The sequence below is a fragment of the Pantoea sp. CTOTU50773 genome, from assembly GCF_032082325.1.
GTDB lineage: Bacteria > Pseudomonadota > Gammaproteobacteria > Enterobacterales > Enterobacteriaceae > Pantoea > Pantoea communis.
In genome coordinates this window covers 1-19,622 of the sequence record NZ_DAMDQC010000037.1, presented here as the reverse complement: position 1 = coordinate 19,622, position 19,622 = coordinate 1, and the positions used below count along the sequence as shown (strand labels likewise).

Annotated in this window: 22 protein-coding genes; 9 read left to right on the top strand and 13 right to left on the bottom strand. The window is 52.9% G+C overall.

The features are described 5' to 3' along the window. Positions 1-62: 62 nt before the first annotated feature. A complete protein-coding gene (locus tag RT340_RS08400) occupies positions 63-521 on the top strand; it encodes a DUF986 family protein (protein ID WP_058960161.1) in 459 nt (152 codons plus the stop codon). Here RT340_RS08400 and rlmA read toward each other — a convergent pair. The 5 genes from rlmA to RT340_RS08375 all read right to left on the bottom strand — a co-directional run bounded on the left by rlmA (position 518) and on the right by RT340_RS08375 (position 3,662). After that, positions 518-1,324 carry a 23S rRNA (guanine(745)-N(1))-methyltransferase gene (rlmA, locus tag RT340_RS08395; protein ID WP_160833636.1) on the bottom strand — a complete coding sequence of 269 codons (807 nt, stop codon included), beginning with the start codon at positions 1,322-1,324 and terminating at the stop codon, positions 518-520. The two genes, RT340_RS08400 and rlmA, sit on opposite strands and share 4 nt — an antisense overlap. Positions 1,325-1,463: 139 nt before the next feature. Next, positions 1,464-1,673: a transcription antiterminator/RNA stability regulator CspE gene (gene cspE, locus RT340_RS08390; protein ID WP_034828712.1), complete on the bottom strand. Its 210-nt coding sequence runs from the start codon at positions 1,671-1,673 to the stop codon at positions 1,464-1,466. An 83-nt stretch (positions 1,674-1,756) separates the two neighbouring features. Then, on the bottom strand, positions 1,757-1,831 hold the full coding sequence (locus RT340_RS08385; RefSeq protein WP_128599124.1) for a DUF2627 domain-containing protein: 75 nt from the start codon (positions 1,829-1,831) through the stop codon (positions 1,757-1,759). Between the two features lie 527 nt (positions 1,832-2,358). Then, entirely contained in the window at positions 2,359-3,336 is a 978-nt protein-coding gene (locus RT340_RS08380; RefSeq protein WP_313375334.1) for an MBL fold metallo-hydrolase, read from the bottom strand. 59 nt (positions 3,337-3,395) lie between these two features. Next, positions 3,396-3,662 (bottom strand): YebO family protein, encoded by a 267-nt coding sequence (locus RT340_RS08375; protein ID WP_313375320.1) that lies wholly within the window; start codon positions 3,660-3,662, stop codon positions 3,396-3,398. Between the two features lie 218 nt (positions 3,663-3,880). On the opposite strand from RT340_RS08375, the gene RT340_RS08370 reads away from it, so the two are divergent. After that, positions 3,881-4,117 (top strand): YobH family protein, encoded by a 237-nt coding sequence (locus RT340_RS08370; protein ID WP_034828706.1) that lies wholly within the window; start codon positions 3,881-3,883, stop codon positions 4,115-4,117. A gap of 36 nt (positions 4,118-4,153) precedes the next feature. Here the strand turns inward: RT340_RS08370 and kdgR are convergent, their stop codons facing one another. Beyond that, positions 4,154-4,945, bottom strand: a complete 792-nt coding sequence (kdgR, locus tag RT340_RS08365; protein ID WP_034828705.1) for a DNA-binding transcriptional regulator KdgR — start codon at positions 4,943-4,945, stop codon at positions 4,154-4,156. Between the two features lie 193 nt (positions 4,946-5,138). Here kdgR and RT340_RS08360 point away from each other — a divergent pair, with 193 nt between their 5' ends. Further along, positions 5,139-6,521 carry an MFS transporter gene (locus RT340_RS08360; protein ID WP_160833637.1) on the top strand — a complete coding sequence of 461 codons (1,383 nt, stop codon included), beginning with the start codon at positions 5,139-5,141 and terminating at the stop codon, positions 6,519-6,521. A 52-nt stretch (positions 6,522-6,573) separates the two neighbouring features. Here the strand turns inward: RT340_RS08360 and htpX are convergent, their stop codons facing one another. The 4 genes from htpX to RT340_RS08340 form a co-directional block, all read right to left on the bottom strand. After that, positions 6,574-7,455 carry a protease HtpX gene (gene htpX / locus RT340_RS08355; protein WP_038646563.1) on the bottom strand — a complete coding sequence of 294 codons (882 nt, stop codon included), beginning with the start codon at positions 7,453-7,455 and terminating at the stop codon, positions 6,574-6,576. Positions 7,456-7,673: 218 nt separating this feature from the next. Further along, the gene (gene prc / locus RT340_RS08350; protein ID WP_211728424.1) at positions 7,674-9,713 is read right to left on the bottom strand and encodes a carboxy terminal-processing peptidase; all 2,040 of its coding nucleotides are present in this window, start codon (positions 9,711-9,713) and stop codon (positions 7,674-7,676) included. A 19-nt stretch (positions 9,714-9,732) separates the two neighbouring features. Beyond that, entirely contained in the window at positions 9,733-10,413 is a 681-nt protein-coding gene (gene proQ / locus RT340_RS08345; protein ID WP_313375315.1) for an RNA chaperone ProQ, read from the bottom strand. Between the two features lie 96 nt (positions 10,414-10,509). Further along, on the bottom strand, positions 10,510-11,010 hold the full coding sequence (locus tag RT340_RS08340) for a GAF domain-containing protein (RefSeq protein WP_038646557.1): 501 nt from the start codon (positions 11,008-11,010) through the stop codon (positions 10,510-10,512). Between the two features lie 217 nt (positions 11,011-11,227). On the opposite strand from RT340_RS08340, the gene yebS reads away from it, so the two are divergent. The 3 genes from yebS (at position 11,228) to rsmF (ending at position 16,574) form a co-directional block, all read left to right on the top strand. After that, entirely contained in the window at positions 11,228-12,472 is a 1,245-nt protein-coding gene (yebS, locus tag RT340_RS08335) for a membrane integrity lipid transport subunit YebS (protein ID WP_097116874.1), read from the top strand. Further along, positions 12,441-15,074: an MlaD family protein gene (locus tag RT340_RS08330; RefSeq protein ID WP_313375311.1), complete on the top strand. Its 2,634-nt coding sequence runs from the start codon at positions 12,441-12,443 to the stop codon at positions 15,072-15,074. Before yebS ends, RT340_RS08330 begins: the two co-directional genes overlap by 32 nt. A gap of 75 nt (positions 15,075-15,149) precedes the next feature. Then, positions 15,150-16,574: a 16S rRNA (cytosine(1407)-C(5))-methyltransferase RsmF gene (gene rsmF, locus RT340_RS08325; RefSeq protein WP_313375309.1), complete on the top strand. Its 1,425-nt coding sequence runs from the start codon at positions 15,150-15,152 to the stop codon at positions 16,572-16,574. Between the two features lie 2 nt (positions 16,575-16,576). Here the strand turns inward: rsmF and RT340_RS08320 are convergent, their stop codons facing one another. After that, complete coding sequence (locus RT340_RS08320) at positions 16,577-17,224, bottom strand: metallophosphoesterase (RefSeq protein ID WP_034828689.1); 648 nt, start codon at positions 17,222-17,224, stop codon at positions 16,577-16,579. Between the two features lie 251 nt (positions 17,225-17,475). On the opposite strand from RT340_RS08320, the gene RT340_RS08315 reads away from it, so the two are divergent. The 3 genes from RT340_RS08315 to RT340_RS08305 all read left to right on the top strand — a co-directional run bounded on the left by RT340_RS08315 (position 17,476) and on the right by RT340_RS08305 (position 19,064). After that, the gene (locus RT340_RS08315) at positions 17,476-18,207 is read left to right on the top strand and encodes a class I SAM-dependent methyltransferase (RefSeq protein ID WP_313375307.1); all 732 of its coding nucleotides are present in this window, start codon (positions 17,476-17,478) and stop codon (positions 18,205-18,207) included. Positions 18,208-18,462: 255 nt separating this feature from the next. After that, complete coding sequence (locus tag RT340_RS08310) at positions 18,463-18,723, top strand: DUF3761 domain-containing protein (protein WP_211728421.1); 261 nt, start codon at positions 18,463-18,465, stop codon at positions 18,721-18,723. Between the two features lie 62 nt (positions 18,724-18,785). Further along, on the top strand, positions 18,786-19,064 hold the full coding sequence (locus tag RT340_RS08305) for a hypothetical protein (RefSeq protein WP_097116869.1): 279 nt from the start codon (positions 18,786-18,788) through the stop codon (positions 19,062-19,064). Between the two features lie 42 nt (positions 19,065-19,106). Here RT340_RS08305 and RT340_RS08300 read toward each other — a convergent pair whose 3' ends face one another. Then, entirely contained in the window at positions 19,107-19,274 is a 168-nt protein-coding gene (locus tag RT340_RS08300) for a hypothetical protein (RefSeq protein ID WP_166932300.1), read from the bottom strand. A gap of 108 nt (positions 19,275-19,382) precedes the next feature. Beyond that, on the bottom strand, positions 19,383-19,622 hold a 240-nt coding region (locus tag RT340_RS08295), incomplete at its 5' end, for a hypothetical protein (protein WP_313375304.1).

Genomic DNA, 19,622 nt, shown 5'->3' with positions numbered 1-19,622 from the left:
GTTTTCAGCGAAGTTACCTGAGCGCCAACGTTGAGGTAAATTCGGTTGAGGAAGAAAATGTAATGTCACTGACTGACGCTCTGATTGCCCTGCTGATCATCGCTTTCGCCCTGTTCGCAATTTACGATGACGCTATCCTGCCGCGGCGCAAGGGGCCGACCAAATTGCGTGTCGCGCTGCGTCGTCGCCATAAGATCGACAGCGGCATTTTTATCGTGTTGCTGCTGATTTTGCTGTGGAATAACGTCAGCAACCATGGCCCGCAGCTCACCACCACGCTGCTGATGGTGCTGTGCTTTATGGCAATCTGGCTGTTCTGGCTACGCACGCCGAAACTGTTGATGAAGACAGAGGGACTGTTCTTCGGCAGCGTGTGGATCGACTATCGTCGTATTCAAAGTATGAACTTGTCTGAGGATGGCATTTTAGTCATGCAACTGGAACAGCGTCGCCTGCTGATTGCTGTGCAACAGCTCGACGACCTGGAACGTATCTACAATACGCTGGTGGAAGCGCGTTAAGTGCGCTGCCATAGCGTCAGCATGAAGTCGGCATCGCAGCTAAAGCTATCGGCTGCCACCAGCTGTTGCCAGACTTCTTCGCGCGCGCGCCAGGCAAAAGGCGTCATCTGCAGCAAGCTCACCGCTTCGGCCCCATTTAACGTCATCTCATAACGCAGATTGTGTTGCCCGACCTGGCTAAAACCTTCGTAAGCCTTTTCTTCTGCCGCGTGCAGCTGCACTTCACGATAAATCAGCGCCTTGAACTGCTGAAGATGATGTGGACCCGGCGTCACCGTCAGCAGATAGCCGCCCGTTTTCACCACCCGGTTCAGTTCGGTTTCATTACAGGGAGCATAGATGCGCACAATGCCCTCCAGCGATGCATCAGCAAAGGGTAAACGCTGGCTGGAGGCGACACAAAATTTCACCGTGCGATAACGTTTAGCCGCCATGCGAATCGCCGCTTTCGCCACATCCAGGCCAAACAACTGCGCCTGCGGAAGGGCTTCTGCCATTGCTGCGGTGTAGTAACCCTCGCCACAGCCAATATCCAATACCTGTGCCGCCTGGCCATTCAGGCGCTGTGCCAGATGTTGCGCCACTGCATCGCGTAATGGCTGATAGTGGCCGGCATCAAGAAATGCGCGACGTGCCAGCAGCATTTCCGCACTGTCACCCGGTTCCTTTGAGCCTTTATGCTGCACCGGCAACAAATTAACGTACCCTTCTTTAGCCTGATCGAATTGGTGACCTGCATCGCAGCGGAAGCTGTTGGCTTGCTGGTGCAAATGTTGCTGGCAAAGGGGGCAAATCAAAGACATAGACAACTCCGGGTTCACGATTCGCGCGCAGTTTACCCTGATCGTCTGGCAACAGAAAGGATAAAAGAAAAGCCCCGGTCAGAGACCAGGGCTTTACAATTCGTGTCAGCGGCGCATGGCACCGAGTCTGAGAACGAAATCAGATAGCAGTAACGTTTACTGCAGCTGGACCTTTCTGGCCGTCCTGAATTTCGAACTCAACAGCCTGGCCTTCAGCCAGAGTTTTGAAGCCGTTACCCTGGATTGCAGAGAAGTGTACGAACACATCTTTGCTGCCGTCAGCAGGAGTAATGAAACCAAAACCTTTAGACTCGTTGAACCACTTAACCTGACCTTTAATCTTTGCCATTTTTGCAAATTCCTTTGATTGTTTATATTGCCCGAAGGCAGTCTTACAGATAAACCAGAGACGTTACTGAATGAGGCACTAATTTAAGGTTCGGCAAGGAAGCGGAATTCAACGTCAACGTCTTTACTCGTAACTTCTTTACTGAAGATGCCATACATAAACAGAACTGTACCTCGTTTGACCCAAGAGTCGTTATCACATATCCGCAAATTAATGGCAAGCCATTTTTAAACGGTGATCGACATGACGCACATAATTGGCCGTTGCTCTGCACTCTTCTGCCATTAGCATATTGACAGATGACGGAATAACTGCACAAAAAAATGTTATTTGTCAGAGTAGTTAGCGCCAGTACGTACATTAGTCAAGCGTAGCGACGCAATCTAAACCAGCACAATTAAAGCGGTCAAGGCTACGCAAAAAGTATTGCATTAATATGGCATTGATAAAATATTTCGCCAAAAAATTAACGTGGAATGCAACATTCGTGCGCTGAGCAAAAGTTGTACAATCCGATTTATTAAGTACAAGTCATTAATTGTTTTGCACCAAAATCAGGAAAATATAAGCGCTCTTGCCCCAAATATATGCACGCTCGTTTTGGCGGTTATCTTATTTTTAACTAACGACTCTACAATTAAATGTTAAAAAAACGCACTGCGACGCTTGATTTAACAAATCGGGCTTAGGACACATCTGAATCACTATTCTGCAAGCTTCGGCTGGTGCCTATTCTCCATGGCATAAAGCGTGAGTCCCCTTCTCCCGCGGATTGCATTGCTTGCGCCAAAGCGGCAGGAGGTTCATCTAAAGGATCATCCGCCAGTTCAAACACACCCCAGTGGATCGGCAGCGTTAACGGACGCCCTATCGCCTGCCATAAACGCACCGCCTGATCGGGGTCCATATGTTGACCGCGCATGAACCATTTTGGTGCATAAGCGCCAATGGGCAACGCGGCAAGATTAAAGGGCCCGAGACGTTCAGCAATTTCTAACAGGTTTTCGCTATAGCCACTGTCACCTGAAAACCAAAAATTCACACTCTGGTTTCGCACCACCCAGCCACACCACAGTGAGCGATTACGATCCCAGAAAGTTCGCATGCTCCAGTGCCGCGCGGGTACGGCAGTCAGCGTCACTCCTGCGATATCAATGGATTGCCACCAGTCGCGTTCGGTGACATGACGCACGCCACGTTTGCGACACCAGGTTCCCATACCCAGCGGCACAACAAATTGCGCATCCGGGAAACGACGTGCGATGCGCTTTACCGTAGGTCGATCGAGATGGTCGTAGTGATTGTGCGAAATCAGTACCACGTCGAGATGTGGCAACTGTGCAATATGGAGCGGAGCGGGCGTTTTACGCTGTGGTCCAGCAAACGGCAGCGGTGAAGCACGCGCAGAGAGTGCCGGATCGATGAGAATATAGCGGCGATTGAGCCGCATCAACACGGCGGCATGACCTAACCACCAGACGCGATCGTCATCACCGCCCAGATCGCTTTCCTGATACCAGCGGGCAATGAATGCCGGATAACCGGCCTGAGGCGGCAGCGGCAAATGGTCCGCTTTGCGCTCCCGCCGCCAGCGCTGCAAATCCCCTGGCTGGCGCAATTCCGGTTCCGGATTGCGGAAACCTTCTGGCGTGTGATGCGCCAGCGTTGCGTCGTACCAGGGATTTTGCTAGGGCATTTCGCCTCCTTGCCAGATTCAGGAACTTAGCGTTCCGGGATCATGCGGATAAATTCGCGCGGCTCTTCCGTCTCTGGCGTTTCCTGCTCCACGCGCTGACTTTCCGCCAGGCGGCGCAACAATGCATTCTGTTTTTTCTGCTCTTCCAGCAGAGCTTCCAGCAAACGAATCTGTTCACTGGCGCGCATGCTGGCCCGGTTAACGAAGAACCAGGCTATCAAGGCCACAACAATAATGATGGCCAGTACACCATAACTGAACAGCGGACTGGTATTTGCGGCTAACTCGTTCATAACTGCCTCTATTGTCAAACATAAAACACTTACACCGCCGCTGATTCTACTCGTTGTGTGCGGAAAAGATAATGGTTGCCGGTGGAAAGCAGATTATCCCGCATCTTGATGGCTTTCAGTTATCTCTGATCGATTTCATGAGCAGGACGCGTCATGCTGCTACTATAGAAATCGCAGCGACTTCAGGATAGCTGCGTTGTGTATCACAAGGAGATAAGATGAAACTATTCATTCGGGCGATAATCGTGGTGGCAGTGGTCTGGTTAGGGATGCTGTTTACCGGCTATGGCGTACTGACCGGAAGCAACAAAAACGCCGCTGGACTGGGCTTACAGTGTAGCTATCTCACTGCACGCGGCATGATCACCGCGCAATATCTGCATACCGACAGCGGTATTGTGGGTGTCACCGATTGTCCACTGCTGAAGAAAAGTGGCGAAGTGGTAGATAATTAGTGACTCAAACGGGCTGGCGACAGCCCGTTCTGCTATTCAGAATGGGTAGTCGTGGTAACCCAACTGGTCGGAAATATTGCGCGCGGCACGATGCAGCATCGCCACATACTCGTTTTTTGCTTCTTCAGAGAATCGGATTGTCGGGAACGAGATGCTCAATCCCGCGATCACCACGCCGAAGCGGTCGAAAACCGGCACAGCGATACAGCGTAAGCCCTCTTCCTGCTCTTCATTATCTTCACCGAACCCCTGCACTTTTACCTGATCTAATACCTCAAGTAGCGCTTCAGCACTGACGATGGTGTTGGCGGTACTGCGACGAAACTCGACTTCGCTCAGGATTGCCTGAACTTCAGTGCGATCGCGCCATGCCAGTAACACTTTACCGATGGCGGTGGTATGCAGCGGGTTACGACGCCCGATGCGCGAGTACATGCGCAGGTTATACAGCGAATCAATTTTATGGATATAGACAATGCTGTCTTCTTCCAGCGCACCCAGGTGGATGGTTTCTTTGGTCAAACGCGACAGTTCTCGCATTTCGACATCGGCACTACGAATCAGGTCGACGTTTTGTAGTGCCCTGGCACCCAATTCAAACAGCTTGAGCGTCAGCGAATATTTTTCACTTTCCCCTTCCTGCGCGACGTAACCCAATGATTTCATGGTTTGCAGAAAGCGGTAAACCGTGCTTTTTGACATCATCACGCGTTGCGACAGCTCGGTGATACCATGATCACGATCTTCGCCTAACGCCTGTAAAATGCCGAACACTTTCATTACCGAAGAGACGGAGTCTGGCTGTTTATCGTTATCACTGCTCGCCATTGCGCGTATCCTTTTTTGACGGTGTTTCAAAAAAAACGGAACAGAAGCGCCAGTATATGCGTTTCAGCCCAACGGCGGCAACGACTGGCAATCTGCGACACATTCCTTCGTAATTTTTTGTCAATGAATGCGGTGCTTTCCGTCACAAAATTGATTAGCATGATGATATTCACTTCCTTCATTTATTTCATTTATGTCCCCTACAGTCTCTCAGGATGGATTACCTGTTCCGCAGCGGTACGGCGCGATTATCACTATTGCGTTAGGCATCATGATGGCAGTGCTGGATGGTGCCATTGCTAACGTTGCGTTACCCACCATTGCACGCGAACTGAATGCCAGTCCGGCGGAATCAATCTGGATTGTTAACGCCTACCAAATCGCCATTGTTATCTCGTTACTGTCGCTCTCCTTTCTGGGCGATATGCTGGGTTATCGCCGTGTTTATCAGGTAGGGCTGGCGTTGTTTATCGCCACTTCACTGTTCTGCGCCCTCTCCTCTTCACTCAATATGCTTACCGTGGCGCGTATCCTGCAGGGTTTTGGCGGCGCGGCACTGATGAGTGTGAACACAGCGCTGATTCGTATTATCTATCCGCAGCGTTTTCTCGGCCGCGGTATGGCGATTAACTCGCTGATCGTCGCGGTGTCGAGCGCTGCGGGCCCAACGGTGGCAGCCGCGATTCTCTCCATCGCCAGCTGGAAATGGTTATTCCTGATCAACGTGCCGCTGGGCATTGTGGCACTGTGGCTGGCGCTGCGTTTTCTGCCAGATAACACGCAGAAAGCTAAACAGCAGAAGTTCGATGTTCCCAGTGCCATCATGAACGCCCTGTTCTTTGGCCTGCTCATATCGGCCCTCAGCGGGTTCTCACAGGGGCAGGACCACTGGCTCATTCTGGCTGAAGTCGTCGCACTGGTGTTGGTGGGCGTGGTGTTTGTTCGTCGCCAGTTGGCGATGCCAGTGCCGCTACTGCCGGTGGATTTGCTGCGCATCCCCATTTTTTCGTTGTCGATGTGCACTTCGATTTGCTCGTTCTGTGCGCAGATGCTGGCTATGGTTTCGCTGCCATTCTTCCTGCAAAACGTGCTGGGACGGGATGAAGTGGCAACCGGGTTGCTGCTCACACCCTGGCCGCTGGCCACCATGGTGCTGGCCCCCATTGCTGGCCGGTTGATTGAGAAAGTCCATGCGGGATTATTGGGTGGCCTGGGGCTGGCAATGTTTGCGGCGGGTCTGTTCTTACTGGCACTGCTGCCTTCACAACCCACCGATATTGATATTATCTGGCGAATGATGCTTTGCGGTGCGGGCTTTGGCCTGTTCCAGTCTCCAAATAATCACACGATTATCTCCTCTGCCCCGCGCCATCGCAGCGGTGGCGCCAGCGGTATGTTAGGGACGGCGCGTTTGGTCGGTCAGAGCAGCGGTGCAGCATTGGTTGCATTGATGTTCAATCTGTTTAACGACAGCGGAACACATGCATCACTGGTTCTGGCGGGTAGTTTCGCCACGGTGGCAGCCGTCGTCAGTATGTCTCGGATGACGCAATCGAGTCAGACGGTGAAGTCATAAAACAACAAAGGTGCCCAATTGGGCACCTTTGTTTATTGCAACAGCCAAACCATTATTTCAGATAGTCACCGTTACGCAGCGCTTCAATACGCTTATCGAGCGGCGGATGCGACATAAACAATTCGCTCAACGATTTGCTTTTGCCGTTAATGCAGAATGCCATCATGCTGCTTGGCTCCTGCGGCTCGTAGCTGGTTTTCAAACGCTGCAGAGCGGCAATCATCTTCTCGCGGCCCACCAGTTTGGCTGAACCTGCATCCGCGTGGAATTCACGGTGACGTGAGAACCACATGGTGATGATGCTGGCGAGAATGCCGAACACCAGTTCCAGCACGGTCGCGACCGCAAAATAGACCAGCGGGTTACCGTTGCTGCTCTCTTCACCGTCACGGTTACCCGACAGGAAGCCCGATGCTACCTGCGCGATAATACGCGAAATGAAGATCACGAAGGTGTTCACCACACCCTGAATCAGCGTCATGGTGATCATGTCACCGTTAGCGATGTGGGCGATTTCGTGCGCCAGCACCGCTTCCGCTTCATCACGGCTCATGTTCTGCAGCAAGCCGGTCGAGACCGCAACCAGTGAGGCGTCACGACGCGCACCGGTAGCAAAGGCGTTAATATCTGGCGCGTGATAGATCGCCACTTGCGGCATCGCAATGCCGGACTGTTGAGCCTGGCGACTGACGGTATCCATCAGCCAGCGTTCTGTCTCGTTACGGGGTTGTTGAATCACTTCACCGCCGACGGAGCGCAACGCCATCCATTTAGACATCAGCAGTGAAACAAACGCACCGCCAAAGCCAAACAGACCTGCCATAATCATCAGACCCTGAACACTGCTTGACTGAATTCCTGTCAGACTCAGAATCAGTCCGAATACCAACATCACCGCCAGGTTGGTGACCAGGAAAAGCGCAATACGCATCATAAACGTTAATCTTCCTCAGTTGTGCTCGCGCTCATGCGCGGATATACATCCTATGTCCATTGCGCAGGTTTTCAAGCAACCTTAATCTTTAAGTGTCTAAAAAGACATAACTTTACATTTGGTAATGATGTGCGCAATTCTGCCCATTAGCCACAATGAACAATACCTTTGGTGCAAAAAAAAACACCGCCGGAGCGGTGCTTTTATTCAGCGAAAATTTATTTCGCGCCTTCGGCAGCAGGCTGGGTTTTCTCCAGCTGTGCCATGTCGTTGGCAATTTTCACGGTTTCGTCCAGATACGGGTCTGGCTCTTTGTAGTCTTTCGGCAAATCTTCAATGCTCTTCAGCGGGGCTTTGCCTTCCGCCTGGTAGCGCGCGTTAATGCGTTCCAGACGCAGTGCATCATCTTCGTGGTTCTCTTTCTCACGTTGAGCAAGATTGAGCGACACAATATTGCGTTTATCTTTCATCGCGTCAAAGCGCGCAATATCTTTCATGATGTACTGGAACTCGCGATCTTTAGCGATACGATCGGCGTGCTCTTTGGTCAGCTGCGGTACCAGCGCGGTGATATCACCGGTTTTGGTGTAAGTCGCGGCATTCACGCTATCCCATGGCAGCGCGTTGTCCTCGAACTTCTCACCGGTTTCCGCCGCTTCTACGCCAGTTGGCATCAGCAGGTCCGGCGTGACGCCTTTACGCTGAGTACTGCCACCGTTAATGCGATAGAACTTCTGGATGGTGTATTGCACTGAGCCCAGCGCCGGCCATTCCGGACGCAGCATCTGATCGTAGATGCGGTTCAGTGAACGGTACTGCTGTACGGTGCCCTTACCAAAGGTTGGTTCACCGACGATCAGTGCGCGACCGTAATCCTGCATCGCAGCGGCGAAGATCTCAGAAGCCGAGGCACTGAAACGATCGACCAGCACCACCAGCGGACCTTTGTAATAAACGATACCGTCGTTATCGCTGTCCTGGCGCACGCGACCGTTGTTGTCACGGACCTGCACCACTGGGCCACTTGGGATAAACAGACCCGACAGTGATACGGCTTCGGTGAGCGCACCGCCGCCGTTGGTACGCAAATCAATCACGATGCTGTCGACGTTCTGCTTCTGCAGTTTTTGCAGCTGCACTTTCACATCGTCAGTCAGGCCAACGTAGAAGCCTGGAATATCCAGTACGCCGACTTTCTCTTTACCGACGTTATGTACGGTGCCTTTCACCGCGCGATCTTCAAGACGGATCTTTTCACGCGTCAGTGTCACGGTGCGGGTTTTGGTGCCCTTGCCAGCAGGCAGGATTTCCAGGCGCACTTTGCTGCCTTTCGGTCCTTTGATTTTGGACACCACATCATCCAGACGCCAGCCAATCACATCTTCCATTGGCTTGCCTGGCTGAGCAACACCGACAATACGGTCGCCCACGCTGATGGATTTGCTTTTCGCGGCCGGTCCGCCAGCCACCATAGAGTTGATGACCGTGTAATCATCGTCCATCTGCAGCACGGCACCGATACCCTCCAGCGACAGGCTCATCTCGGTGTTGAACTGTTCGGTGTTACGCGGTGAAAGATAGTTGGTGTGCGGGTCGATTTCATGCGCAAAGGCGGTCATCGCCAGCTGGAACACATCTTCACTGTTGCTCTGCGCCAGGCGACGAATGGCAAAGTTGTAACGCTTAGTCAGCGTTTCACGAATCTCTTTGTCATCTTTACCGGCCAGTTTCAGGCTCAGCTCATCATATTTAACTTTGGCATCCCACAGCGCGTTCAGCTCATCGCTGTTTTTCGGCCAGGGTGATTTTGCACGGTCAATGTCGATGGTGTCATTGCCGGTGAAATTCATCGGGCGATTCAGCACGCTCAGCGCATATTGATAGCGCTCGAAGCGACGTTTCTGCGCCAGATTGTAGAGATCGTAGAACACATCCAGCTTACCGCTGCGCAGTTCATCACCCAACGTGGTTTTCTTATCGGCGTATTGCGCGATGTCTGAAGCCAACAACACGTTATGGTTGTAGTCGAGCAGATTCAGGTAGCGATCAAAAATTTTCGCAGAGAAATCCTGATTCAGATCGAACTGACGATAGTGAGAACGGGTGAAACGCGAAGTGACGCGTTCACTGACGGTAGGATGCTGCGGGTCTTCATGTAACTGTGGAATCTGGTCGGCGCGGGTAATGTTATCTACGCCAAAGGTGGGGCCTGCTAACAGCAGGCCCGCGATCATACCGATCTTTAAAATGTTGTTCATGCCGAGGTCAGCCTCCGTTTCAGAACTGCAAGTGTTCTGCGCGCACAATCATTGCCATGCCGGAAGCGAGCTGCACCCGAACGCCATCCTTGGTGATTTCAAGAATGGTGGCGTCCATTGCACTTTTGCCTGCTTTAACTTTGATGTTCTGGCCGGGTTGCAAAGTTGAGGTATCAGTGACAGGTTTAGCTCGCGGTGGGCGCGGTGCAGCAGGATGTTCTGCTGATGCGGCACGCGGTGCCTGTGGACGAGGCTTGCGAGGTGCTTCGCCTTCAGCCGCTTTGCGAGGAGCAGGTTTACGAGGACGACGTTCAGCGGTCTCTTCACCGGCTTCGCGTTTCTTCGCTTTTTGCTGATCGCGCTGCGCCTGAACGCGCGCTTTAGCTTCTTCCAGCTGCTTGCGCGCATGTTCTACGTGTTGTTCGTCCAGCACGCCACAGGCGTTGCCATCAAGATCAACTCGGATTGCACCCGCTTTAATGCCGTACAGGTAACGCCAGCTCGAGGTATAAAGGCGCAAGGCTGAACGCAGTTGCGTCTTGCTCAGGCTGTTTTCACCCTGAACGCGCTCAACCAGATCCTGGAAGATACCGATTTTAAGCGGACGCGCTTCACCTTCGGCGCTAAAACATTGCGGAAAACGTTCCGCCAAAAAGGCGATCACTTCTTTACTGCTATTCAACTTAGGTTGATTTTCCATGAAATTTCCTGATTACTACGGGTTTGCCGACCAGAGCAGGCATGAACAGGCGACATTATAATGACAACATCGCCAAATGCTATGTGATCCAGTCGATTAGCTGCGTGACAGTTGAATAAATTTTTCGATGTCACTGCCCGCCAGCACTTCACAAAGCCCGTCGGTAAGGGCCACCAGCCCCGCTTCATCCTCACTATCAAAGCGAGAATAAACCGTACTATCAATGTCTAGCACACCGACAACGGTGCCATTCACTTTCAGAGGAATCACGATTTCAGCGTTGCTGGCCGCATCACACGCGATATGACCAGGGAACGCATGCACATCCTCAACGAGCTGTACTTTATCCTCTGCAATCGCTGTGCCACAAACCCCTTTGCCCACCGGAATGCGTACGCAGGCAATTTTGCCCTGGAACGGGCCCAGCACCAGCGTATTTGGCTCGGTGAGCAAGTAGAATCCTGCCCAGTTCACGCCTTCCAGGCGTTCAAACAGCAGCGCACTGCAATTACCCAGTGCTGCCAGGAAAGAGGTTTCGCCCGCTAACAGTGCACGGACATCGCGATTTAAATCCTCGTAAAAGGCTTTTTTGTTCATTGTTTAACCATAACTCGTCACTGTCGTGAGCTTGTTGTCACTCAGTTGTTAAAATAAGCACTAATAATCCAGCCCCATCAGGTGAATCATTGTGTTAGTTACTATACCCTTAGCAGTCGGTGGTTAAGACTATTCTTGTACCACTCCCTATTGCAGTCAGAATGCTCTGAACAGCATGCCGGTAAACGTAACGAACGATGGGCCACTTGCGTCACCTATGAAAATTCACGCTATCAGCCAGACGTTGCCCCACGCACGTTATCAGCGTTGTCCGCAATGCGATACCCTTTTTTCCTTACCGGATGTGAAATCGCATCAGTCGGCGCATTGCCCGCGCTGTCATGCAAAAATTCAAAGTGGCCGCGATTGGTCAATGACGCGACTCACCGTAATGGCCGTGACCATGATCGTGTTGATGCCCTTCGCCTTCAGCCTCCCGTTGGTGGATATTCGCTTGCTCGGCATGCGCATCAACGCCAGCCTGGTGGAAGGCGTGATCCAGATGGCGCAGCAGGGCAACGTGCTGACGGCCTCGATGGTGGCGTTTTGTACCATTGGTGCACCGGTAACCTTAGTCGCGGGCATCTGCTATTTATGGATTGGCAACGCCCTCGGGATGAACCTGCGTCCGGTGTTGCTGATGCTGGAGAAGCTCAAAGAGTGGGTGATGCTGGATATCTATCTGGTCGGTGTGGCGGTCGCCTCTATAAAGGTGCAGGATTACGCCGCGCTGGAAGTCGGCTATGGCCTGGTGGCCTATATCGCGCTGACGGTGCTGAGCCTGCTGACGCTGATTCATCTCAACGTGGAAGAGCTGTGGGAGCACTATTATCCGCAGGCTGTGCCCACCACACCTCCGGAACAGTGGCAGGTGTGTCTGAACTGTCATCAAACCGGCATGCCGGACGATCGCGGACGTTGTACACGTTGTCACACCCCGCTCGATTTCCGTCGTCGCCACAGTTTGCAGAAATCCTGGGCCGCACTGATCGCTTCGATTGTGCTACTGATTCCCGCTAATCTGCTGCCGATTTCAGTAGTTTACGTTAATGGCGCACGCCGTGAAGATACGATCTTCTCCGGCATTCTGGGTCTGGCTTCCGGAAACATCCCGGTGGCGGCGGTGGTATTTATCGCCAGTATCCTGGTGCCGTTTACCAAAGTGTTAGTGATGCTGACTTTGCTGGTCAGCATCCATTTTAAGTGTGAACAGGGCTTAAAAACCCGCATTCGACTGCTGCGTGCCATCACCTGGGTGGGACGCTGGTCGATGCTGGATCTGTTCGTGATTGCGGTCACCATGTCATTGGTGAATCGCGATCAACTGCTGGCTTTTACCATGGGACCTGCCGCCTTCTACTTTGGCGCGGCAGTCATCCTGACCATTATGGCTGTAGAGTGGCTTGATAGCCGCCTGATCTGGGATGCACATGCAACAGGAAACGCCGACTACACCGACTAGCGCGAACCTGCGTAACAAACGCAAGTTTTCGCCGTTCTGGCTATTGCCCATTATTGCCCTGCTGATTGCTGGCTGGCTGTTATGGACCAATTACCAGGAGCGCGGTACCACAATTACCATCAACTTCCAGACTGCGGACGGCATTGTGCCAGGCCGCACGCCTATTCGTTATCAGGGCGTGGAAGTGGGAACGGTGCAAGGTATTGTGCTGAGCGATGATTATCACAGCATCCAGATCAAGGCCAGTATCAAGAGCGATATGCGTGACGCTCTGAAGGACAATACGCAGTTCTGGCTGGTCACGCCCAAAGCCTCTCTGGCGGGCGTTTCTGGACTGGATGCGCTGGTGGGCGGTAACTATATCGGCATGATGCCGGGCGGCGGCAATCCCCGTGAGCACTTCACCGCGCTGGATACCCAACCGAAATATCGCGTTAACACCGGGGAATTGCTGATCCATCTGCACTCTCCCGATTTGGGTTCGCTGAACACCGGGTCGCTGGTCTACTACCGCAAAATCCCGGTGGGACGCGTGTATGACTACAGTATCAACCGTAATACTGATGGCGTCACGGTCGACGTACTAATTGAGCGTCGTTTCGTCAATCTGGTGAAAAAGCAGAGCCGCTTCTGGAACGTGTCCGGCGTAGACGCTGACGTCAGTCTGAGCGGTGCCAAAGTGAAGCTGGAGAGCCTGGCCGCGCTGGTGAATGGGGCGATTGCCTTTGATTCTCCGGAAGAAGGTCAGCAGGCTAACAGCGACGAAAACTATCAGCTCTACCCCGATCTGGCGCGCAGCCAGCGTGGCGTGCAGATCAGTCTGGATTTACCGAGCGGCGATAACCTCAAAGCGAATAGCACGCCACTGATGTACCAGGGTCTGGAAGTCGGTACCTTGACCAAACTTAATCTGTTGCCGGGCGGCAAAGTCACCGGCGAACTCACCGTGGATCCTTCGGTGACGAGCCTGATGCGCAGCGGTACCCGTATTGAAATGCGGGCGCCCAAACTGAGCCTGACCGACACCAATCTCAGCAGCTTGCTGACCGGTAACACCTTCGAACTGGTACCGGGCGAAGGTCCCGCGCAGGATCACTTTACCGTGCTGCCTGCCAGCGAAACCCTGCTGCAAAAACCGGATGTTCTGACGGTAAAACTCAGCGCGCCGGAAACCTACGGTATTGATGGCGGTCAGCCGGTGATGCTGTACGGCATGAAGATTGGGCAGGTCATTTCGCGTCAACTGGATGAGAATGGCATTAGCTTTGCGGTGGCCATCAATCCGGAATATCGCCATCTGGTGCACGCGGACAGCAAATTCATTGTGAATAGTCGTCTCGACGTGAAGTTTGGTCTCGATGGAATGCAGGTGCTGGGTGCCAGTGCGCGTGAATGGGTAGACGGCGGCATACGTCTGGTGCCGGGTGCGAAAGGCAATCCTTCCGCCCGTTATCCTTTATATGCCGATGCTGAGCGTGCGCAGGAAGGGATTATCGGTGACCAGCCGCCAACCACACTGAAACTGACCGCCAACAGCTTGCCAGATGTGCAGGCAGGTTCAGTGGTGCTGTATCGTAAATTCCAGGTGGGTGAAGTGGTGGACGTGGTGCCGCGCGCCGATGCCTTTGAGATTTCCATCCACATTGAGCCGCAATACCGCAAATTGCTGACCAGCGAGAGCGTATTCTGGGCCGAAGGTGGTGCGAAAGTGCAACTTAACGGCAGCGGTTTAACGGTGCAGGCTTCGCCGCTCAACCGTGCGCTGAAAGGGGCGATCAGTTTCGATAACCTCACTGGCGCGCAAGCGGCGAAAGGCGTGAAACGCGTACTCTATGCCTCTGAAACGGCTGCGCGTGCAGTCGGCAGCCAGATCACCTTGCATACCTTTGATGCCAGCAAGCTGGCTGCGGGCATGCCGATTCGTTACCTCGGCATTAATGTCGGCCAGGTCGAATCACTGGCATTGAGTAAAGACAATAATCAGGTGGTGGCGAAAGCGGTGCTTTATCCCGAGTATGTGCAGGACTTTGCGCGTATCGGCAGTCGTTTCTCGGTGGTCTCACCGGAAATTTCGCCAGCGGGTGTTAATCATCTGGAGACCTTGCTGCAGCCTTACCTCAATGTCGATCCCGGCAAAGGGGCTCAGGCACGTACCTTTGAGTTGCAGGAGAGTACCATCACCGATTCGCGTTACCTCAACGGACTCAACATTTATGTTGATGCTACAGAAGCCGGTTCGCTGTCGTTGGGTACCCCGGTGCTGTTCCGTGGGGTAGAAGTGGGGACGGTAACCGGTACCTCGCTGGGCAACATGGCGGATCGCGTACAGATCGCGCTGCGCATCAGCAAGAAGTATCAGCATCTGGTGCGTAATAACTCCGTGTTCTGGCTGGCGTCTGGCTATAACCTCGACTTCGGTCTGATTGGTGGGGTCGTGAAAACCGGTACCTTCCAGCAGTTCATTCGTGGCGGCATTCAATTTGCTACACCGCCGACGGTGCCGCTGGCGCCACAGGCGGGCGCAGATAAACACTTCCTGTTGCAGGATGAAGCGCCGAAAGAGTGGCGCAGTTGGGGAACGGCGATTCCGGATCCCAATTAAGCAATCGGGCAGCCTGCGGGCTGCCCGTTTTATTTGCACGTGTTACACTTCGCGCTAAATTTGATACCCCGGTAAATGTCCGTGTCCGATCGCTTTCCTGAAGATTTCCTTGCGCTGATGCGCACCAGCCTGGCTGACGAAAATGAACTGCAGCGTTTCCTGGCGATTAGCCAGCAGCCGCTGCGCCGCAGCCTGCGCGTCAATACGTTGAAAATCAGTGTGGAGGCGTTTTTAGCACGCACCGCGCATTATGGCTGGCGCTTAACGCCGGTTCCCTGGTGCGCTGAAGGATTCTGGATCGAGCGGGAAGATGAGACATTGCCGCTGGGCAGTGTGGCCGAGCACCTGAGCGGTTTGTTCTACATTCAGGAAGCCAGCTCAATGCTGCCGGTCACCGCGTTGTTTGATGCCGCGCCAGAAGCACGCAAGGTGATGGATGTGGCCGCTGCACCCGGTTCCAAAACCACGCAAATGGCCGCGTTGATGCGCAACGAAGGCGCGATCCTCGCCAATGAATATTCAGCCAGCCGTGTAAAAGTGTTGCATGCCAATATCAGCCGCTGTGGCGTCAGCAATGTGGCGCTGACGCACTTTGATGGTCGTGTGTTTGGTGCCGCCCTACCTGAGCAGTTTGATGCCATCCTGCTGGATGCGCCCTGCTCCGGCGAAGGTGTGGTGCGTAAAGATGCCGACGCCCTGCGTAACTGGACACTGGCCAGCACTGAAGAGATTGCCGCAACTCAGCGTGACCTGCTCGACAGTGCGTTTCATGCCTTACAGCCAGGCGGCACGTTAATTTATTCCACCTGTACACTGAACCAGATTGAAAATCAGCAGGTCATCGCCTGGCTGCAGCAGCGCTATCCCGATGCAGTAGAAATCGTGCCGTTGCGCGACCTGTTTGACGGTGCCGAGCGTGCATTGACGCCGGAAGGCTTCCTGCATGTCTTCCCACAGATTTTCGACAGTGAAGGCTTCTTTGTCGCACGCCTGCGCAAAACGGCCAGCATCCCGGCGCTGCCCGCGCCCACCTATAAAGTGGGTAAACTGCCCTTCTCGCCTGCCAGCCGCAAGCTGGTTGCTGAAGTGCAACAGGCGGCTGCTAAGGTGGGGATTGAGTGGGATGAGCAGCATTCGTTGTGGCAGCGTGATAAAGAACTGTGGCTGTTCCCGGCTGCGCTGGAAAACTGGCTCGGCAGAGTGCGGTTCTCCCGCATCGGTCTGAAGCTGGCAGAGACCTTCCCGAAAGGCTATCGCTGGCAACATGAAGCGGTGGTTGCCCTGACTAAACCGGGCAGCGCACTGGATTTCGAATTGACGGAAACGGAAGCAGAAAGCTGGTATCGCGGCCAGGATATTCATCCTGAAACCGCACCAACTCGCGATGAAGTGATTGTCACCTATCAGCAGCAGCCATTGGGTTTAGCCAAGAAAGTCAGTAACCGCATCAAAAACAGCTATCCACGCGACCTGGTGCGCGACGGGCGTTTGTTCCGTTAACTCTATTGAAGCTGAACCAGCGTTAAGCGATTACCGAACACTGCGCCGGTGTCGATGTAATGCTGGTTCGCCACATTGAGCGGCTGTTCCAGTGGCGTGTGGCCGAAATAGAAATCGCTCGCACCGTCAATACTGGCGGAAGCGCCACGATGATGGCGGCCGAGACGATCGCGGCTCCACACCACCTGATGCCAGTCCACGTCCTGACCCAACTCATAATGGCTGGCTGGATAGTCGGCATGGGCGATCACCACCACGCGGTCGGCTAACTCCAGGTGCAAAATCAGCGGCAGATCGGCACAGCGTTTCAGCGCATGGCGCGCCGCAATTAAATCCGCCCCTTTTAATTGCCAGAACCAGTCACCGCCGTTCATCATCCACAGCATAGGGTCTTGCCCTTCCAGCGCCGACAACGCCATCTGTTCATGATTACCGCGCACACAGCGAAACCATGGCTCCTGCAACAGCTGTAAGCAGCCGGGGCTGTCGGGACCGCGATCGATCAAATCCCCTACCGACAGCAGCAGGTCTCGCTCTTTATCGAAGTCATGCAGAATGAGCTGCGAGTCCAGTTGAGCGCGGCAACCATGTAAATCACCCACCACCCAAATGTTACGCCACGTTTTGGCACTCACCGTTTGGTAAAACATGTAATCTTCCCCGGTTGACTGGAAGTTTAGTGAACCCGGCATAAAGTATAGTCCGGTGAGTTGAAGCCAGGGGAGGGAGCAGCGTGAGCAGCCGTAAACAATTTATCGGTGTATTGGTGTTTATATTTCTCGGCAGCCTGTTGTTGCTGGAATCGCTGGCGCGTTTGGTGCATCTGCTGCTTGTAGGCTAATCGCTGTTTCCTGTCGCGCTAAACACCTAAACTCCTTGCGATTCATATAAAGGAGCCAACATGAGCCAGAACATTTACGATAACCCCACCTTCTTTGCCGGTTATGCTACTTTACCCCGCTCGGTGGAAGGATTGGATGGCGCACCTGAGTGGCCCGCATTACGAGCGATGCTGCCCGATCTGAATGACTTACGCGTCGTTGATTTAGGCTGTGGATACGGCTGGTTTTGCCGTTACGCGCAGCAGCATGGTGCCCGTGAAATACTGGGGATTGATGTCTCAGAAAAGATGCTGGCGCAAGCAGCCGCAATGACGTCCGCGCCTGGCATTCGCTATCAACGTGAGGATTTAGAAACTCTACAGCTCGATGAAGCCTATGATCTTGCCTATAGCTCACTGGCGTTGCATTACCTAAGCAATATCGAGCCTTTGCTGACCACCTTATTCTATGCACTAAAGCCCGGTGGCATGCTGGTCTTCTCATGCGAACATCCCATTTATACCGCTCCGCTTCAGCAGCAGTGGATTGTCGATGACCAACAGCAACGCAGTTGGCCGATCAACCATTACCAACAGGAAGGTGAGCGCATCAGCAATTGGTTTGCCGATGGCGTGAAGAAGCAGCACCGTAAATTAGCCAGCTGGATTAATGCGTTGATTGGTGCCGGATTCGAGATTGTGCATCTTGATGAATGGGGGCCTACCGATGAGCAGGTAAAGCAGAATCCGGGCTTAGAAGAAGAGCGCGACCGTCCGATGATGTTTTTATTGTCTGCCAGAAAACCTCAATAAATTTCAAAAGCGGCTGCGTCCTGCAGCCCTGATGAAAGTCCCGTCCGGCGCTTATCTCCGGCGCTCATTAAAGGCGTTAGCTCTGTGCGGGACGGCGATCACTTTATCAATCCAGACAATTCCGAACAAGTTAAATGATATTAACTATCATTCTCATCATTGCTTTTTTACGCTTCGCTTACATTAGTGATGTTTATTTAAGCTTTCTTCCTTCCTGCCGATAACGTCCTATCCTCTTTCCTTCTTTATGAGAATATGAAAACGCTTTCTGTTATCACCCTTATGCTGTTGCTTTTCAGCATGCCCACTCACGCCAAAAAGCATGTTGAACTGATCGAGCAAGGCAATTACATCAACAGCGAAGGACAATCGATTCATCGTCCTGCACATACGCAAAATAATGACGTTCCCGATGGCGCAACCGCTCGCTGTCGCGATGGGTCATACAGTTTCAGCACCCATCACCGCGGGACCTGTTCTCGCCATGGTGGCGTTGCGGAATGGCTGGCATCTTAAGCCACACGCAATAAGCAGCATGTGCCAGGCTTAAAGGACACTATTTTCTTAAGGAGTGAGCAATGAAAGACTATTATAAAATCGATCTGGAGCTTTTTATGCAAAATAACGTGGACTTGATTCGCGAAATAAAAAGCAAAGCGCCGGTTTATGCAGATGAGTTGGGATTAGAGCTGGTGCAGTATATTAACCGCGAAGTGAAACAAGCCCATCTGGATTATATCGTAAGCCTCGGCGTGCGCGATCCTTATGAATATTACGTCTCGCAACATGAAGAAGATCGTCACCTGGCTGACACGCTAATTGCTCAGCATCGTGCCGCTTTACACCACACCGCTTAACCAACTGATTTGCCACACAAGCCGTGTGGCAAACGGTGTTCTTTAATGCGAGAGAAAGAATATCGCCAGCAGGAAAAATACCCATAATCCGGCAAAGGTCGCAAAGCCAACACGAGGCGTTTTCGTCCGACCGACTACCACACCGATAAAGATGCTTAGTAGCGTTAAGGTGCCAATCATTACCCAGAGAAGATATTGCGCATTTGCCATGAAGGATCCTTATTAATCGGCAATAAAAACAGTGCGCACTCTTATACCATTTTTCACGCTAACTGGCTGCTGTTAAATGTCCGCATCTTTCGTGCTGGCTTGAATTCATTACGCCGTTGGGTGACTGCAACGCACGGCTTTTAATTGTTCCAGCTGATTTAACCGTGTCGAGGCATGCTTGTTGGCGCTAGCCTTAGCGATACCGTTGCCGATGCCAAAATCGCCGATGAAACCAATCACCGTCAGCGCATCAAACTCGCCGGTTTTGTCGATCTGCTGCTGCACACTGTGGGATTTCGCAATTTCCTGATCCAGTGCCGCACAATTGTAGGTTTGCCCTTCTTCATC

Excerpts from the sequence above, each read along its gene's own strand:
- RT340_RS08400 (WP_058960161.1), top strand. The coding sequence starts at position 63 with ATGTCACTGACTGACGCTCTGATTGCCCTGCTGATCATCGCTTTCGCC.
- rlmA (WP_160833636.1), bottom strand. The coding sequence starts at position 1,324 with ATGTCTTTGATTTGCCCCCTTTGCCAGCAACATTTGCACCAGCAAGCC.
- cspE (WP_034828712.1), bottom strand. The coding sequence starts at position 1,673 with ATGGCAAAGATTAAAGGTCAGGTTAAGTGGTTCAACGAGTCTAAAGGT.
- RT340_RS08375 (WP_313375320.1), bottom strand. The coding sequence starts at position 3,662 with ATGAACGAGTTAGCCGCAAATACCAGTCCGCTGTTCAGTTATGGTGTA.
- RT340_RS08370 (WP_034828706.1), top strand. The coding sequence starts at position 3,881 with ATGAAACTATTCATTCGGGCGATAATCGTGGTGGCAGTGGTCTGGTTA.
- kdgR (WP_034828705.1), bottom strand. The coding sequence starts at position 4,945 with ATGGCGAGCAGTGATAACGATAAACAGCCAGACTCCGTCTCTTCGGTA.
- RT340_RS08360 (WP_160833637.1), top strand. The coding sequence starts at position 5,139 with ATGTCCCCTACAGTCTCTCAGGATGGATTACCTGTTCCGCAGCGGTAC.
- htpX (WP_038646563.1), bottom strand. The coding sequence starts at position 7,455 with ATGATGCGTATTGCGCTTTTCCTGGTCACCAACCTGGCGGTGATGTTG.
- prc (WP_211728424.1), bottom strand. The coding sequence starts at position 9,713 with ATGAACAACATTTTAAAGATCGGTATGATCGCGGGCCTGCTGTTAGCA.
- proQ (WP_313375315.1), bottom strand. The coding sequence starts at position 10,413 with ATGGAAAATCAACCTAAGTTGAATAGCAGTAAAGAAGTGATCGCCTTT.
- RT340_RS08340 (WP_038646557.1), bottom strand. The coding sequence starts at position 11,010 with ATGAACAAAAAAGCCTTTTACGAGGATTTAAATCGCGATGTCCGTGCA.
- yebS (WP_097116874.1), top strand. The coding sequence starts at position 11,228 with ATGAAAATTCACGCTATCAGCCAGACGTTGCCCCACGCACGTTATCAG.
- RT340_RS08330 (WP_313375311.1), top strand. The coding sequence starts at position 12,441 with ATGCAACAGGAAACGCCGACTACACCGACTAGCGCGAACCTGCGTAAC.
- rsmF (WP_313375309.1), top strand. The coding sequence starts at position 15,150 with ATGTCCGTGTCCGATCGCTTTCCTGAAGATTTCCTTGCGCTGATGCGC.
- RT340_RS08320 (WP_034828689.1), bottom strand. The coding sequence starts at position 17,224 with ATGTTTTACCAAACGGTGAGTGCCAAAACGTGGCGTAACATTTGGGTG.
- RT340_RS08315 (WP_313375307.1), top strand. The coding sequence starts at position 17,476 with ATGAGCCAGAACATTTACGATAACCCCACCTTCTTTGCCGGTTATGCT.
- RT340_RS08310 (WP_211728421.1), top strand. The coding sequence starts at position 18,463 with ATGAAAACGCTTTCTGTTATCACCCTTATGCTGTTGCTTTTCAGCATG.
- RT340_RS08305 (WP_097116869.1), top strand. The coding sequence starts at position 18,786 with ATGAAAGACTATTATAAAATCGATCTGGAGCTTTTTATGCAAAATAAC.
- RT340_RS08300 (WP_166932300.1), bottom strand. The coding sequence starts at position 19,274 with ATGGCAAATGCGCAATATCTTCTCTGGGTAATGATTGGCACCTTAACG.